Below are 16139 nucleotides of genomic sequence, written 5' to 3' on the forward strand. Positions count from 1 at the left end.
GGTATGGTGCCTGATAAAACCAACAACCTATTTTTAATAACCCTTCACAGCCATTAAAAACGATCAAAAGTATGAAAAAAAATTATCTTCCCGCAATCGGGATGTGTTTCGGTATCTCTATGCCCAGAGGTAGAAACATGGGAATAGCCGTACTTCTGGGTATTTTCAGCAGTCATATTGCCATCACAGGCAAGGGAATGACATTACAGACACAGAGCCATCAAATTGCTGCAACTCAGGTATCTCAGAAATTGAACACACAGGGCTTTGCAAAAAATAGTACGTCACAAAAAAATCAGGAGCCTACCGGGTTGATAACTATTACTCTGCAACAGGTTTCACTTAAGCAGGCTTTAAGTGAGATTGAGAAAAAGACCTCCTATACATTTATCTACAATGATCAGACACTAGAGCGGACTGGGCTGGTAAGTATTCAGGAGCAAAACCAATCGCTTGCCAAAATACTAACCCGGATTCTTCAAAATACAAACCTGACGTATCGGGTAGTAGGACAATCTATTGTGATTTCGCCTCAGGAACACAAAACCCAGAATACAGAGAAAGAATCCCGTGTAATACGTGGACAAGTCACAGACGAAGAAGGACAACCATTACCAGGGGCCAGTGTCGTAGTGAAAGGGACTGTAAGTGGAACACTGACAGATGTAAAAGGCGAATATTCGATTACTGTACCAGAAAATGCTTTGGCACTTCTATTCTCCTATATAGGATACCAGTCTACAGAAGTTGCAGTAGGATCTCAGAATACAATCAACGTTCGTCTGGTAGCGAATAACAATAGCCTGAATGAAGTAGTTGTAACTGCTTTGGGGATTAAACGGGAAGAGAAAGCATTAGGGTATGCTACCCAAACATTGAACAGTGAAGCGATAAATGATGCCCGTTCCAACAACTTTGTAAATGCATTGTCTGGAAAGGTAGCTGGTTTGACATTAGTATCTCCCGGGTCTGGTCCTGTTAACTCAGTACGGGTAAAACTCAGAGGTGACAATTCGATGGACCCCAGCAAAAACAATGCATTGATTGTATTGGATGGGGTACCGATGAGTAGTGGAATGACCACATCCGGTGTGACAGATGCGTATGGTGCAGGTTCTGGTAATGATGTGCCTATTGACTTTGGGAATGGCATTGCTGATATTAACCCGGATGATATTGAAAGTATCACTGTACTGAAAGGTGCCAGTGCCACAGCCTTATATGGTTCACGGGCTGCCAATGGGGCATTGATTATTACTACGAAGTCTGGTTCCCGTAAAGAGAAAGGAGTAGGGATTACAGTTAACTCTAACCTTAGCTTTAATAGTGTTTTAAAATGGCCTGAATATCAATATGAATATGGACAAGGTACTGGCAAGACAATGAGTCCTGCATCAGATTTGTATTATTCGTATGGGGCTTCTGCTGATGGCGCTAGTACAAGTGGAACCAGTAGTGCTTTCGGACCTGCTTTTAATGGACAGAGCTATTTTCAGTATGATCCTACATTAGAAGGTCAATCAGCTGAGCGGCAACCTTGGAGACCCTATAAAAATAATATCAAAGACTTCTGGAAAACAGGCTATACATTAACCAACAATGTGGCTCTGGAAGGAGCGAATGACAAAGGTTCTGTGCGTGCATCTGTAACTCATTCCAAAAATGAATGGATCATGCCTAATACAGGTTTCGAAAGAATCACAGCGGCATTGAGTGTAAACTATAAAATATCCGAACGGTTAAAGATTTCATCAAAAGTAAACTATACCCATAAGTCCAGCGACAATTTGCCTGCAACCGGATATAATAACCAAGCAATTGCCTATTTTATGATCTTCCAGAACCCGAATGTGGATCTGAACTGGTATAAGCCACGCTGGAAGACAGGAAAAGAACAGGTAGACCAGATACATCCTTTTAGTTCGTATATCGATAACCCATACCTGATTGCCTATGAAATGACCAACTCACTGAATAATAACACAGTAGTTGGCAATATGTCAGCCACTTATACATTGTCCGATAAATTGGAACTACTAGTGCGATCCGCTATAGATCTAAGTGATGAGGACAGAGAACAGCGCAGACCTTATAGTACAGCTAACTTTCAGAGAGGGTATTTCAAGCAACAAACTATCTTAAGTTCTGAAGTAAATACAGACGCGCTTATTACCTATAAAGAGAAGCTAGGAAATCGTATTGCACTAACAGCTTCTATCGGTGGCAATATCCGGAATCAACGATATCGTAATGTGAATGGATCTGTAGATGGCTTGGTGATTCCTGGTGTATACAAACTTTCCAATGGGGTGAACCAGCCATTGATGACTACCAATAATTCTGTTCGTAGGGTTAATAGTCTGTATGGATTGGCATCGTTTTCGTATGATGAGAAAATTTTTGTAGATGTAACAGGACGAAATGACTGGTCGTCTACATTGCCTTCACAAAACAATTCCTTTTTCTATCCATCCATTAGTACCAGCTTTATTCTAAGCGATCTGTTACATCTGCCAGCAGCGGTTTCGTTTGCCAAGCTACGTTTGTCAGCAGCTCAGGTGGGTAATGATACTGACCCTTATAAAACCCGTAAATACTATGGACAGAGTGATTTTCCTGGTTCCGGATCGTTGTCTACAACGCTCTTTAACGTAGATTTTAAACCGGAGATTACCACCAGTTATGAGGTAGGATTAGAGTACTTTATGTTTAATCGTCGTCTGGGTCTGGACTTTACATTATATCAGAATAGTACGAGAAACCAGATTCTGGATGTTCCGCTTGATCCTACTACCGGTTATACCAAAGCCGTGTTGAATGCAGGTAAAGTGCGTAATCAGGGTGTAGAACTTGTATTGAGTGGCAGACCGTTGGATCATACACAACTGAAATGGGATATTACACTGACTTGGGCCATAAACAGAAACAAGGTATTGGAACTGGCAGAAGGGATGACAGATCAACAGGTGATCGGAACGGGTGGAAATGCTACCATTATTGCACGTAAAGGTGGTACTACCGGCGATATTTACGGATTTGGATTTATGAGATCGCCTGACGGACAAATAATCTATACGAAAGATGGTCTTCCTGCTCGCCCGGTAGAGATACAGTATATAGGTAATGCCTATGCAGACTGGAAGGGTGGGATCCAAAATACGCTTACCTTCAAAAATTTCCGGTTTAGTGTGCTGGTAGATGGACAATATGGAGGTATTGTATATTCTCAGACACATCATAAAATGACGGAACAAGGTAAGCTAAAACACACACTGAGAGGTCGTGAAGAAGGATACATTATTGGAGAGGGTGTGGTAGATAATGGAGATGGTACATATACCGCCAATACCAAAAAGGTTACAGTGGGAGATTACTATGCAGATTATTATCGGCGGGCAAACGTGGAATCCAATTCTTTCGATGCTTCTTATATCAAGTTACGTGAGGCAAGACTTGAATATAGTTTGCCTAAAGTATTGTTACAACGTTCCAGGATCTTTGAACAGGCCAGCATTGCATTCTATGGACGTGATCTGCTGATGATCACCAACTTCCCAATGTTCGATCCGGAAACAGCTGCTTTGAATGGAGCAACCATACTGCCTGGAATTGAAATGGGCCAGATGCCTTCTACAAGAACTTACGGAATGAATCTTACACTCAAATTCTGATGATCTGATTGATATCCTATAGAACAGATTTTCAATAGATCCTTTATGCAAACTAGTATGAACAGACAACGACCACATTCCATACAAAAATTTATCATTGCATTAACCATTCTGACAGGATGGTTACTCAGTGCCTGTACCGGCAATTTTGATGAGATTAATACAGATCCTAACCGTATTGAAAAAATTAGTCCTGGTACCCTCTTGAATCCGATTATCTATGAGATGGCTAGTTTTAATACACTTCGTTCGGATGAGTTTACGTTTGATCTTTTACAGGTTTCGTTACCCTTTCCAAGTGTATCCGGAGGTGTTCATCGCTATGATATCAGTGAAAATGCAGGTGGTTCTACCTGGAACACATACTATCGCTGGATTACAAATATCCGGGAAATGCAGACTGCCGCTGTAGTTGCAGAAGATCCTAATTATCAGGCGATTGCTTTGATATTAAATGCCTGGGTGTATTCACTGCTTACGGATGGGTTTGGGGACGTTCCAATGACGGAAGCGGGCAAAGGAGAAGAGAAAATTTTTCAGCCAGCCTTTGACACACAGGAGTATATTTATACTACCATACTTAAAGACCTGGAAACTGCCAATGGCTTGTTTGATCCTTCCCGGTCAATGATCTATGGAACGGATATTCTGTATGCTAACAATGTTTCGAACTGGCAGCGGTTTTGTAATTCATTGCGCCTGCGCCTACTGCTTCGGGTAATGAAACGTAATCCTGAAACTGTACAAGCTGCCCTTGTCACCATGTTGAGCAATCCGGATACCTATCCGGTATTTACCAAAAACACAGAAGCCGCTGTGCTGAAAATTACAGGTGTGACACCCAACGTATCACCGTGGGGACGTGCCGTAGACTTTACCAATGCACGCGCTGCGGCAGAATTCTTTGTGGACAATCTCAATCAGTTCAATGATCCACGTCGTCCTATATTTTTGACGCAGGCCCGGAGTAGTGATGGGAAAACCACTATTGGTTACAAAGGCATCCCGAGTGGGTATGCAGGAGGTGAGTCGCAATTTGACTTTTTGCCTTCCAATTTAAATGTAAATCTGGTAAAAACGGATGTTGGGCCTATGCAATCCGTAATGATGACCTATGCTGAGGTAGAATTTATCAAAGCGGAATTGGCTCAGAAAGAAATTTTTGGCGAAGATGCTCAGATACATTATGAAAATGGAGTGAAAGCTGCTATTGAACAATGGGGAGCTGTTTTACCAGCGGATTATTTTGCCAATGAATACACTCAATACGATGGCACATTAGATAGGATTATGCTCCAGAAGTATTATGCCTTATTCTTTAATGATTATCAGCAGTGGTTTGAATATCGACGCACTGGCTTGCCTAAATTGCCTAAAGGAGAAGACATGCGAAACAATGGCATTATGCCAGTTCGGTTTCGATACCCGACTACTGTACAGACAAACAATGCTGCCAACTACAAGATCGCTGTAGAAAAGATGGGAGGCGATAATATCAATACCAAAGTCTGGTGGGAGAAATAAGAATCATAAGGAAAATATAACCTGAGAAACGCTCTTCTCTATACTTATGAAAAGAGTGTTCTCTCTCTGTCCTTCTGGAAGAATCTTCCCGTCACGGCGGGCCACGTGTGGCAAAACCGGAAGCATTTAGATTTTGAGTTTATTTCTCTCAGAAACCAAGCAGGGCTCTATTTGTCACAAGATTCTTTCAGAAGGACAGTGGGAGAGAGAGCCTTTCAGGAGGACAAAAGGGAGTAAGAGCAGGTAAGGGAAGAAAGATATTGGATAGTAAAGTAAAGGATGACTAATATCAAAGAAAAAAGCTACAAAGAGAGTAACGATACCTTTAATCGCGGCACGTTGTAGCTGTGCGTTGGCAATCTTTCTGCCGCGAGGAAAGCCCCTGGCTTTGCGCGGGGGAGGTTCGGCAGAAAGTGTCCTTTTTTGGTTACTTTTTTGGACAAGCAAAAAAGTGACATGGCGTGTGATACGCGAAAGTTTTGAATAATAAACAAATATGGATACAAGCAAGCAAAAAACGAAGGAATTAGAGGAAGAGAGACAAAAGAGATAATAAACAACTTTACATCCAAAACTCAGAATGACTCATGTTTCTACCATATATAACCTTAAAAACTAAATCATCGTGCTAACGAAAAGAAGAAGTTTTCTGAAATCAATCGGTCTGGGAGGACTCGGACTGTCGTATGTACACACCCTGGATGCTCACACCCCACAAGTGGGTACACAGACAACAGATATTTCCGTTGTAAGGATTAAGGGAAAAGTACAGGCAGAAGGAAAAGGACTGGCAGGCGTGGCTGTGACCGATGGAATCAATATCACTACGACAGATGCCAAAGGTAACTACGAATTATTATCCAATGCCTCTGCTGAGTTTGTATATATCGCTACACCCCGGGGATATGAATTCACTAATCAAAACGGAGTAGCCCGATTTTATCAGCCTGTAAAGGCCGTCAATGGCGCATTTCAGGCTATTTTTACCCTGACAAAATTAACTCAGGATGATACACGTCACAACTTTATTGTATGGGCAGATCCCCAGATGATTTCCAAAGAAGATGCCGAACTGTTTCTTCAACAATCCGTTCCGGATACCCGCAAGTTATTGGATAGCTATAAGCAAAAGAATAACGGACAAATGCCACCTTTTCATGGTGTAGGATGTGGAGATCTGGTATGGGATCACTTCGAACTGTTTGACGATTACCAGAAAGGTGTTACAGCAACCGGGATTCCTTTCTTTCAGGTGATTGGCAACCATGATATGGATCTGACTGCCCGCACAGACGAGCATTCGGCTAAAACATTCAAATCTACTTTTGGTCCAACCTATTATTCTTTCAATCGTGGGGAAATCCATTATGTAGTACTGGATGATGTGTTTTTTATTGGGACAGCCAAAAAATACATAGGGTATCTTACAGAGCGTCAACTGGCCTGGCTGGAACAGGATCTGGCATTGGTCAAACCTGGGAAAACCGTTGTAATATTTATGCATATTCCTGCCAATACAGGTGATCCGCGTCGTAATAAAGCAAAAGAAGAACCCATTGGAGGAGTAGTGGCTAACAGAAAGGAACTGTATCGCCTGCTTCAGCCTTATAAAGCACACATTATGTCAGGTCATACGCATTTTAATGAGAAGATTGTGACCGGTGATAATCTGGTTGAACATGTGCATGGTACAGTCTGTGGAGCCTGGTGGACAGGTCCTGTCTGTTTTGATGGTACACCAAACGGATATGGCGTGTATGAAGTCAATGGAAGCACTATCGAATGGTATTACAAGTCTGTTGGACATGAAAAAGATCATCAGATGCGTTTGTATCCCATTGGAGCCTCAAAAGAAAAGCCAGATCATGTGGTAGTAAACGTATGGAACTGGGACCCTGCCTGGAAAGTAGAATGGCTGGAAGATGGAAAGCCTATGGGGCCCATGACTCAGGAAACAGCCTTTGATCCATTGTCGGTAGAACTGCATGAAGGAACTGCCAAACCTGCCAAACACAAATGGGTAGAACCTCAGCTGACAGATCACCTGTTTTTTGCCAAACCTTCTGTTGCTGCCTCAAAGATTAAAGTTCAGGTAACCGATCGATTTAAAAATATATATACACAGGAAATGGATGTGAAGCACAGTTAATAGATTGCTGCTTACCTATATAAATCCCTGTAACAGGGGATTTTTTATTGGTGAACACTACCTCTACTTACTAAAAGAAAACCATCTTTTGCTGTAATAACTTTTCAAGTAAGAAATACATGAATTACTGGCAATCAGTAAGTGATCTTGGAGTTATAGCTAGTTTTAGTTTCAGATAGGTTACACTGGGCTACACATAGTTACACATCTGGTTACACTCTAACTATTTGATAATAAGGCAGGTTACACGGGTTACACCTGTTTGGGTATCCGCAAAACTCCTGGGAGAGTATAAGCACACTGTATATACCCTATTCTATACTATATATATATTATATATATACACGTGTATATAAGAAACAAGTGTAACCAGTGTAACCGACCTTATTTACAGCTACTTAGAAGTGTAACCGCTAGTGTAACTATGTGTAACCTGGTGTAACTCTCCTTAATATCAACTACTTACTACATAAGCTGTACAGCTACCGCTTATATAATTCCCTGAATTATTATGCCTTCATGATTTTATGATTTAACCCCTATACTTGCTGCAGTGTTCGTATTTCCTCTCCTGACTAATATGTACTTCATTCTACTTCACAGATTAGTTTTTCTACTTCGCCTTTTTTAGCCCATTGGTTCATCTATAGGTAGTGGGAAGTCTTATTTCTTTGCAGAAACCCTAGACCACTTACAATCTATGAAAACCCTGTTATTTTCTACTTTCATCACACTTATTCTCAATGCATTTTCAGTACAGGCTCAACCAGATACAACTGTAAGAAGAGTTCTGATCCCATCGGGATCTATTCAACTGGATGGGATGCTGATTACTCCCAGGCATATAAACCAACCAGTTCCGGCTCTTATCTGGCTGGGTGGGTCCGGAGGATGGGATTTGGTTGGGAATTATTTCAAAGACTCTACCATCTTTTACCGGTATTATATGGAGCCCCTTTTGCTTTCAAAAGGCTTTGCTGTTTTATACCTGAATAAACCTGGTATGGGACGTTCAACTGGAAAGTGGCAAAAGCAGGATTTTTTAGCAAGAGCCGAAGATGCCAATGCTGCTTTTCGATACCTGACTACGTTACCTGGAATCAATCCCAAAGCTATTGGTATGGTAGGGCATAGCCAGGGAGGCTGGATTGCACAGATTGCCGCGAGTCGTAACCCGGATATTGCTTTTAGTGTGTCCCTCTGTGGTCCATCAGTTGACGTATATACACAAACTATTCAGACATATCATCGATTGTATGAATGCCAGGGGATGCAGGGGAAGCGATTGCGAAGAAAACTTCGCTGGAAAAAGAGAGAACTGGCAATTGGGGGTATTGCAGGCAAAGTCTTTACAGGTGGAGAAGCAGGGCAGTGGGCCCGCATCCGCAAGTATTCGCATGATAACATATTGACAGCATTAAAAAAACCTTCACTGATGATATTTGCAGAGTACGATGCCTATGTATGGCCTGAATATAATCTGCAACATCTTCAAAAAGTATTTCAGAATAAAATACCAGCACACCTGGAGACTTATGTCTTGCCTCGTGGAGAACATATGTTACATCAGGTGCCGACTGGCTGCGTTCTGGAATGGAATGAATTAAGTAAATACCCTTACTCGGAATCTCTTCAGCAAAAACTTGTCCAGTGGATAACTCACGCTGTACATATCGAATAACCCTAAACCATTATATCTATGCAATTATCCGGCTTTCAGCCCATCCAAACGCATGAACGTATTCAACTGATAGATGCTCTGCGAGGGTTTGCTTTAGTAGGTATTCTGATTGTGAATATCCCATCTTTTTCCCGCTCCGAATGGGGGCCAGTTGAACAACAGATACAAAACGGTTTTAGTGATATACTATTTGTACTGATAGATACAAAGTTTATCACTATTTTCTCTCTGTTATTTGGTGCAGGGTTCTTTGTGCAGCAACAACGAGCAGAGAGGTATGGTATAGACTTTACTGCCTTTTATACCCGACGAATGGGTATCTTGTTTGTGCTAGGCTGTGTGCATGCCTATCTCTTCTGGTTTGGTGATATAGTACGCCATTATGCCTTGTTGGGAATAGCTTTGCTGGCAGTAAGTCATTTGTCTGCAAAAGGCACATTGCGATTAGCTCTGTTCTTTATTGTTTTCCTGACTCCTTTACTTTTTCTGTTGAATGGCATATTGCCTGTGCATACTACTCCTGATACTATTGATGGAATGCCTTTATCTTCCTTTGTATACAAATCATTTACAGAGGGGTCGTATCCTCAGATTCTGAGAGCAAACTGGATCATTGATCCATTGCATAACTTCATACAGGATATGCCATTGACATTAGTTTCTATGTTTGGGAAAATGGTGTTGGGAGTATGGCTGGCAAAGATTGGTTTTTTCCGTAATCCTGCCGAGCATGAAACATTGCTTCGAAAATGGATTATATGGGGTAGTACAGCAGGTGTAATAGGTAGTATAGCTTTCTGGGCTATCAAGAAAGAGATACTGCCAGTACCTGAGATGGGATTGGTGATACTTGTTTTTCCTGTATCAGCTTGTCTGGTGCTTCATAGTCTTTTTTATCTGGCATTATTTACTAAATTATACCATCGGATGTTAGGTGCTGTCTTGCTTCGCTACCTGGTACCTGTAGGTAGAATGGGATTAAGTAATTATTTTGGTCAGACAATTCTGGCTTTCAGTTTATTCTATGTAACAGGCTGGGTAGGATATGCAGATCCGGTTGGTTTGACAGGACTTGCCCTGCTTATCTTTGTGGTACAGATACTGGTAAGCCACTGGTGGCTTCAATACCATGAATTTGGCCCTGTAGAATGGATCTGGAGGACTTTATCCTATATGTGGACAGAGAGAAAAAGGAAGACGGAAATTTCTGATTCCATACCTGTATCTCCAAATCTGGTAGGAGATAAATTTACAGAAAGTAAGCCAGTAAACGAATAACCTGTTACGATGTTAATACATTCTGACTGCTAATGAAGTCTATACTGGTATTGAAGACTGTGTTTTTGCCAAAAACTGATCATAAACTGTCTTTAAAAATGACACGCCAGCGGTGGTTGCAGATTGGCGGGGCAGCGTTCTTTGCATTGTTTTTGGTGACTTTTAACAGCAGCCCACTGGTAGAGCTGCTTCGCCGACAGAGTTATTACCGTGATCTTGCCATTACTTTTGGCGCTGCATGGCTTATTATAAGTTATGTAGGCTGGATTACGGCCAAACTCGATAGCTATATTGACTGGCAGTCCGATAAAAGACAAAGGCTTTTACTACAGATACTCCTGGGACTTATTGGTGCTTCACTGATAAGTTATGGGATTGCCTACCTTCAATACCGGTTTATCGATCCTGAACATGTTTTTGGGACAGAATCATTTTTGCAGACAGAGTTACCGGTCATTGTACTTCTGATAACTTTTTGCAATATCATCTATGTAAGCATTTCCTATTACCACTGGCAGGAACGTAGATATATAATACAGACATTGCCTGTCGTAGAAAAATCAGAACCCAGTATATCTTCTTATCTTTCTTACCTGATAGTCACCAATGGACAAAAAAGCATTCAGCTGGCAGTGGAGCATGTCGCCCTTATTTATCTGGAACAAGGAATTACCTGGGTAGCAACTTTTAACAATACCCAATATCGAGTGGATGAACCACTTCAGAGTATTGAAGATAAGTTAGATCCCGGTTCATTCTTTCGGGTCAACCGTCAGACCATTGTACAGCTTTCAGCCTGTTACTCCTTTCAGAGCATGGAATACGGCAAAATTAAGCTACATCTGGTACCTCCTTTTACTACTGAATTAACCATTAGCCAGAAAACAGCTCCTGCCTTCCGGAAATGGATGCAGCGGTAGGTTGTGTCCTTAGTTAATGAAAAGTTTTCCTGCTACTTAGTGTAAATCCAGTATATTTGTTGCTTTCAATCAAGACGTTCTTTCTCCTCTGAAAAAAGGTTCTGTGTAAAACAGATTAATAGGGAATCGTGTGTAAGTCACGAACTGTCGCGCAACTGTAAGTAACCTATGGGATTATGCGTTAGTATCCACTATACTACACTGTATGGGAAGGATGGCATAATTGGTACAAGTCAGGAGACCTGCCTGTTTTCAGTATGATAATGCTTTCGCGGTTTAAGAGGGTATCTAAATTAGTTTAGACCACCTCTAAAGCAGAGTCAAATGAGGTGATTTGGAATGTGGGCAGGCTTATACCTGTACCTTTAGCTTTTACAAGCTAACTTTTCATTCCTCCTCTGTCACCTGTCTATCCGCAAGCTTTTGAACGTCTGAAATCCGATTGCTTGCTTACATAAGTTGTAAATGGTATGACAGAAATAAAACGCCAGCGGGTAATGCGCCCGGATGGAAAAGCCATTAACCTGGTTCAGCGAAGAGGACATTTGTCTTACTGTTACAATGCATGCTGCTGTGGCCGTACAGACAGAGGCTATGCTCCCATTCCGGTTGAGTTGTATAAAAGTGAATGGTTACGACGGAAGCTACGTAATGTAGTCCATATGACCAAAGGTGGATGTCTGGGCCCATGCACACTGGCTAATGTGGTCACATTGTTGTTTGACGGAAACTCTGTATGGTTTCATTCTGTCAACAGCAACTGGCAGATCATTGCCATTTTCGATTACATCGAGAGTATGGTAAAGGCCGATAGTTTTCTAACCCCACCCGCTGAGTTGGCAGAGTATGTGTTTCAATTCTATACATGGAAAGGTTCTGAAGCTATAACCCGTTCCGGGCAGGTGGCAACACCCGATGGAGGAATTGTATTCCTAACCCATGCCGATACCGATCTACTTACCCTAAGTCGCACACTTCAGGACTTACCTGCTGACTTTCCCAAAACGACAGGCCTTAACCTGATGGCAATTAAAAGTGATGCCCATATGGCTCAGTTGCTGGATCGGGAAGTAGGAGCCGCTCAGATTGTAATCATACGTATTCATGGCAGAGCTAGTAGTATTCCAGGTTTCGCGGAACTGGTTCGTCGGGCAAAGCAGCAGGGACAGCACCTGATTGTGATAAGCGGAACGGGTGAACTAAATCCCGAATTTGCCGCTGTGTCTACAGTGTCACCAGCCATATTGCATGAAACACTGGCATACTTACAAGCAGGAGGACATAGCAACCTAACCTCCCTGTTGTACTTTCTGTCAGATCATCTGCTGATGACAGGTTTTGGGTTTGAGGTTCCTGTAACTTTATCTGAACATGGCATTTACCATCCGGATCTCCCTGAAAATGCAGAGATAGAAGATTGGTTAAAGATGCGCAATCCTGCTCTCCCTAGCATTGGCATTACCTTCTATAGGGCACACTGGCTTAGCGGCAATACGTCCTTTGTAGATGCCATGATTCGTGCACTGGAAGCTCGGAACCTGAATGTACTGCCTGTCTATACAGCCTCTCTCAAAGCAGTTGACAATGGTACAGGTTGGCCATATGCCCTGGATATATTCAGATATACTAACGAAGTGCTGATCGACGTATTGGTAAATACAGTTTCGTTTGCCATGCGGGATATACAAACAGAACAACTGCGACAAGGAGAAGAGGAAATTCTGCGTCAGCTAAACGTACCGATTCTGCAAGCTATTACCAGTGGTATGAGTCGTGGCCCTTGGGAATCATCAAGCCGGGGACTCAATCCATTGGATACTGCTATGAATGTGGCTATTCCTGAGTTTGACGGACGCATTATCACTGTACCAGTTTCATTTAAAGAGAAAGACAGGGAAACCAAAGGATACGAACCTGTTGAAGACAGGATAGAACGAGTGGCGGGTATAGCAGCTCGTTTTGCCCGTCTGCGTCATTTACCCAATAAAGAGAAACGCATTGCGTTTGTTTTTACAAACTCCAATGCAAAGGCATCGCAGATTGGCAATGCGGTAGGACTGGATTCTCCAGCGTCTTTGATGGCTATTCTCCAGGCTATGCAGGCAGAAGGATATACTATACCTCATATGCCTGCTAGTGGAACAGAATTAATTCACGAACTGATAGACAGATGTTCATATGACTTAACCTATCTCACCACAGAGCAATTATCACGTGCCGTCGGACAGGTATCTTTTACCCAGTATGCTCAATGGTTTTCAGAACTACCTGAGGCTTTACAGCAAAAAATGCAGAAACAATGGGGGCCACCACCTGGTGAAACCTATGTACATGATCATCATATTGCACTGGCTGGTATTGAATTAGGCAATGCCTTAGTCGTATTACAACCACCACGTGGATACGGCATGGACCCGGATGCGATCTACCACCAACCTGACCTGCCACCTACACATCATTACTATGCATTTTATAGATGGTTACGGGATGGTTGGGGTGCTGATGCGATTGTGCATGTAGGCAAACATGGGACGCTGGAATGGCTTCCGGGCAAAGGAATTGGGCTTTCAGAAAATTGTTTTCCGGATGCTTTTCTGGGAGATATACCCTTATTTTATCCTTTTATCATCAATGATCCGGGGGAAGGCTCACAGGCGAAACGTCGGGCTCATGCGGTCATACTGGATCATCTGACCCCACCTATGACATCAGCCGATAGTTATGGTGAACTGGCACAGCTAACGCAGCTGGTAGATGAATATTATCAGGTCGAAACACTGGACCCTGCTAAACTTCCACTGTTACAACGCCAGATCTGGGATTTAATACGGCAAACCAATCTGGATAAAGACCTGTCTGCGATGCTGAAGCGGGATCATGGCGACCATGTACACGAATGGGATGACGAAATAACACCCGAAGGTGTGCCTGTTACATTGGCAGAAATGGGAGGGAAAGACATTGCTCACTTAATCGAAGATATAGATGGGTATCTGTGTGAACTGGGCGCAGCACAGATACGGAATGGGTTACATATACTAGGAGAAATGCCTCAGGAACAAAACCTGATTGATATGTTACAGGCTTTGACCCGATTGCCGAATCGCAATACTCCCGGATTACCTGCTGCCATGGCTGCTTTATTCGGATGGGAATGGGACGTAATTACAGCTGTCAGAGGGCAAAAGGTGGAAACTGTGTCTGCTGCTTTTACAGAACTGGCAGGGCGTCCGGTTGTGACAGGGGCAGACGTACAAGAAATAATTGAGGAACTTGGCAGACATATGTTTCAGATACTCTACCGTGAACGATTTCGGGTTGATTCTATACCTCAGGTAATTGCTGAGACATTTGGGGTAGAGTTTTTGCGGGATACAGCAGAGATTCATAAAATGCTAACGTTTGTTTGCCAGCAACTTGTACCTAATCTGGCGCAAACATACGATGAGATAACGCATCTGTTACATGGATTATCCGGAGGTTATGTGCCAGCCGGCCCCAGTGGCGCTCCTACACGAGGCATGGCCCATATTTTGCCTACTGGACGCAACTTTTATGCGGTAGATCCCAGAGCCTTGCCTTCACAAGCTGCCTGGCAGGTGGGACAACAGCTGGCAAAGGAGGTACTGGACCGTCATATGAAAGAGACAGGCCGCTATCCTGAAAACGTCGGCATCAGTATCTGGGGGACGAGTGCTATGCGTACCTATGGCGATGATGTGGCAGAGATTCTGGCATTATTGGGTGTGTGTCCTGTATGGCAGCCAGAGAGCCGGAGAATTACAGGGATAGAAATAGTGCCATTGGCAGAACTAGGAAGACCACGTATAGATGTAACCATTCGTATCAGTGGCTTTTTCAGAGATGCCTTTCCGCACCTGATCGAACTCATGGATGATGCAGTACAACAAGTGCTTGCTTTGGATGAACCTGTAGAGCAAAACTTTGTACGGAAACATTATCTGACGGATCTGGCAGAACTGCAAACTCCTGATATGCCTGTAGAAGAAGCAGAGCAACGGGCCAGCTACCGTATTTTCGGAGCTGCGCCGGGGAGTTATGGGGCAGGTATTTTACCACTGATCAATGAGAAAAACTGGCACAATGAAACTGACTTTGCTCAGGCGTATGTCAACTGGGGTGGATATACCTATACCCGAAGTGTAAGCGGAGTAGATGCCAGAAATGAATTCCGGCAGTGTTTGTCAGGAGTAGAGGTAGCGTTGCATAACCAGGACAACCGGGAACATGACATCTTTGACAGTGACGATTACCTGCAGTTTCATGGCGGAATGATTGCTACCATTCGCAGCCTGACAGGACATCAGCCAAAACATTATTTTGGTGATAGTCAGAATCCGGATCGGCCAGTAGTCCGGGATTTAAAGGAAGAAGCCTTACGCGTATTCAGATCCAGAGTGGTGAATCCCAAATGGATTGAAAGTATTCAGAAGCATGGGTATAAAGGAGGATTGGAACTGACAGCTACAGTGGATTACCTTTTCGGATACGATGCAACAGCACAGGTAGTCGACGACTGGATGTATGAAAAAGTGGCAGAGACGTATGCCTTAGATGCTACTATGCAGCAATTCTTTGCACAAAGTAATCCATGGGCTTTGCATGCTATTGCTGAACGTTTGCTGGAAGCTGCACAACGCGGTATGTGGAAAGAACCCTCACCAGAGATACTGGAAGCCTTGCAAGAGGTATATTTACAGAGTGAAGGCTTGCTGGAAGGAAGAGTTGAGTAATCTTATCCTGTCCCATAGCTTTTTCAGAAATGAAAGTTTTAAAAAGGGAGCACTGGTTTGAATAGAAAGATGCTGGTTCGAACGTTTGGTCAAGGCTGTTAGCTTAAGCAGGTCTGCTTTGTAACATGTGCCAAAAAACGGACGCTTGAACCACCCCGCCCT

At 43.0% G+C, this 16139-nt stretch carries 7 protein-coding genes and 1 riboswitch; all 7 genes read left to right on the forward strand.

Annotated features, from left to right (window positions below):
- Positions 1-71: 71 nt before the first annotated feature.
- The 7 genes from QNI22_RS00480 to QNI22_RS00510 all read left to right on the forward strand — a co-directional run bounded on the left by QNI22_RS00480 (position 72) and on the right by QNI22_RS00510 (position 15977).
- Positions 72-3671, forward strand: a complete 3600-nt coding sequence (locus tag QNI22_RS00480; protein ID WP_314508631.1) for a SusC/RagA family TonB-linked outer membrane protein — start codon at positions 72-74, stop codon at positions 3669-3671.
- Positions 3672-3728: 57 nt separating this feature from the next.
- A complete protein-coding gene (locus QNI22_RS00485) occupies positions 3729-5195 on the forward strand; it encodes a SusD/RagB family nutrient-binding outer membrane lipoprotein (RefSeq protein WP_314508632.1) in 1467 nt (488 codons plus the stop codon).
- A gap of 625 nt (positions 5196-5820) precedes the next feature.
- Positions 5821-7344, forward strand: a complete 1524-nt coding sequence (locus QNI22_RS00490) for a calcineurin-like phosphoesterase C-terminal domain-containing protein (protein WP_314508633.1) — start codon at positions 5821-5823, stop codon at positions 7342-7344.
- A gap of 700 nt (positions 7345-8044) precedes the next feature.
- Positions 8045-9025 (forward strand): alpha/beta hydrolase family protein, encoded by a 981-nt coding sequence (locus QNI22_RS00495; protein WP_314508634.1) that lies wholly within the window; start codon positions 8045-8047, stop codon positions 9023-9025.
- An 18-nt stretch (positions 9026-9043) separates the two neighbouring features.
- Entirely contained in the window at positions 9044-10303 is a 1260-nt protein-coding gene (locus tag QNI22_RS00500) for a DUF418 domain-containing protein (RefSeq protein WP_314508635.1), read from the forward strand.
- Positions 10304-10401: 98 nt separating this feature from the next.
- Complete coding sequence (locus QNI22_RS00505) at positions 10402-11223, forward strand: LytR/AlgR family response regulator transcription factor (protein WP_314508636.1); 822 nt, start codon at positions 10402-10404, stop codon at positions 11221-11223.
- Between the two features lie 79 nt (positions 11224-11302).
- Positions 11303-11487, forward strand: a riboswitch (cobalamin riboswitch).
- Between the two features lie 206 nt (positions 11488-11693).
- Complete coding sequence (locus QNI22_RS00510; RefSeq protein WP_314508637.1) at positions 11694-15977, forward strand: cobaltochelatase subunit CobN; 4284 nt, start codon at positions 11694-11696, stop codon at positions 15975-15977.
- The last annotated feature ends 162 nt before the right edge of the window (positions 15978-16139 follow it).

Origin of the sequence: Xanthocytophaga agilis (genome assembly GCF_030068605.1) — a bacterium.
In the GTDB taxonomy this organism is placed as follows: domain Bacteria; phylum Bacteroidota; class Bacteroidia; order Cytophagales; family 172606-1; genus Xanthocytophaga; species Xanthocytophaga agilis.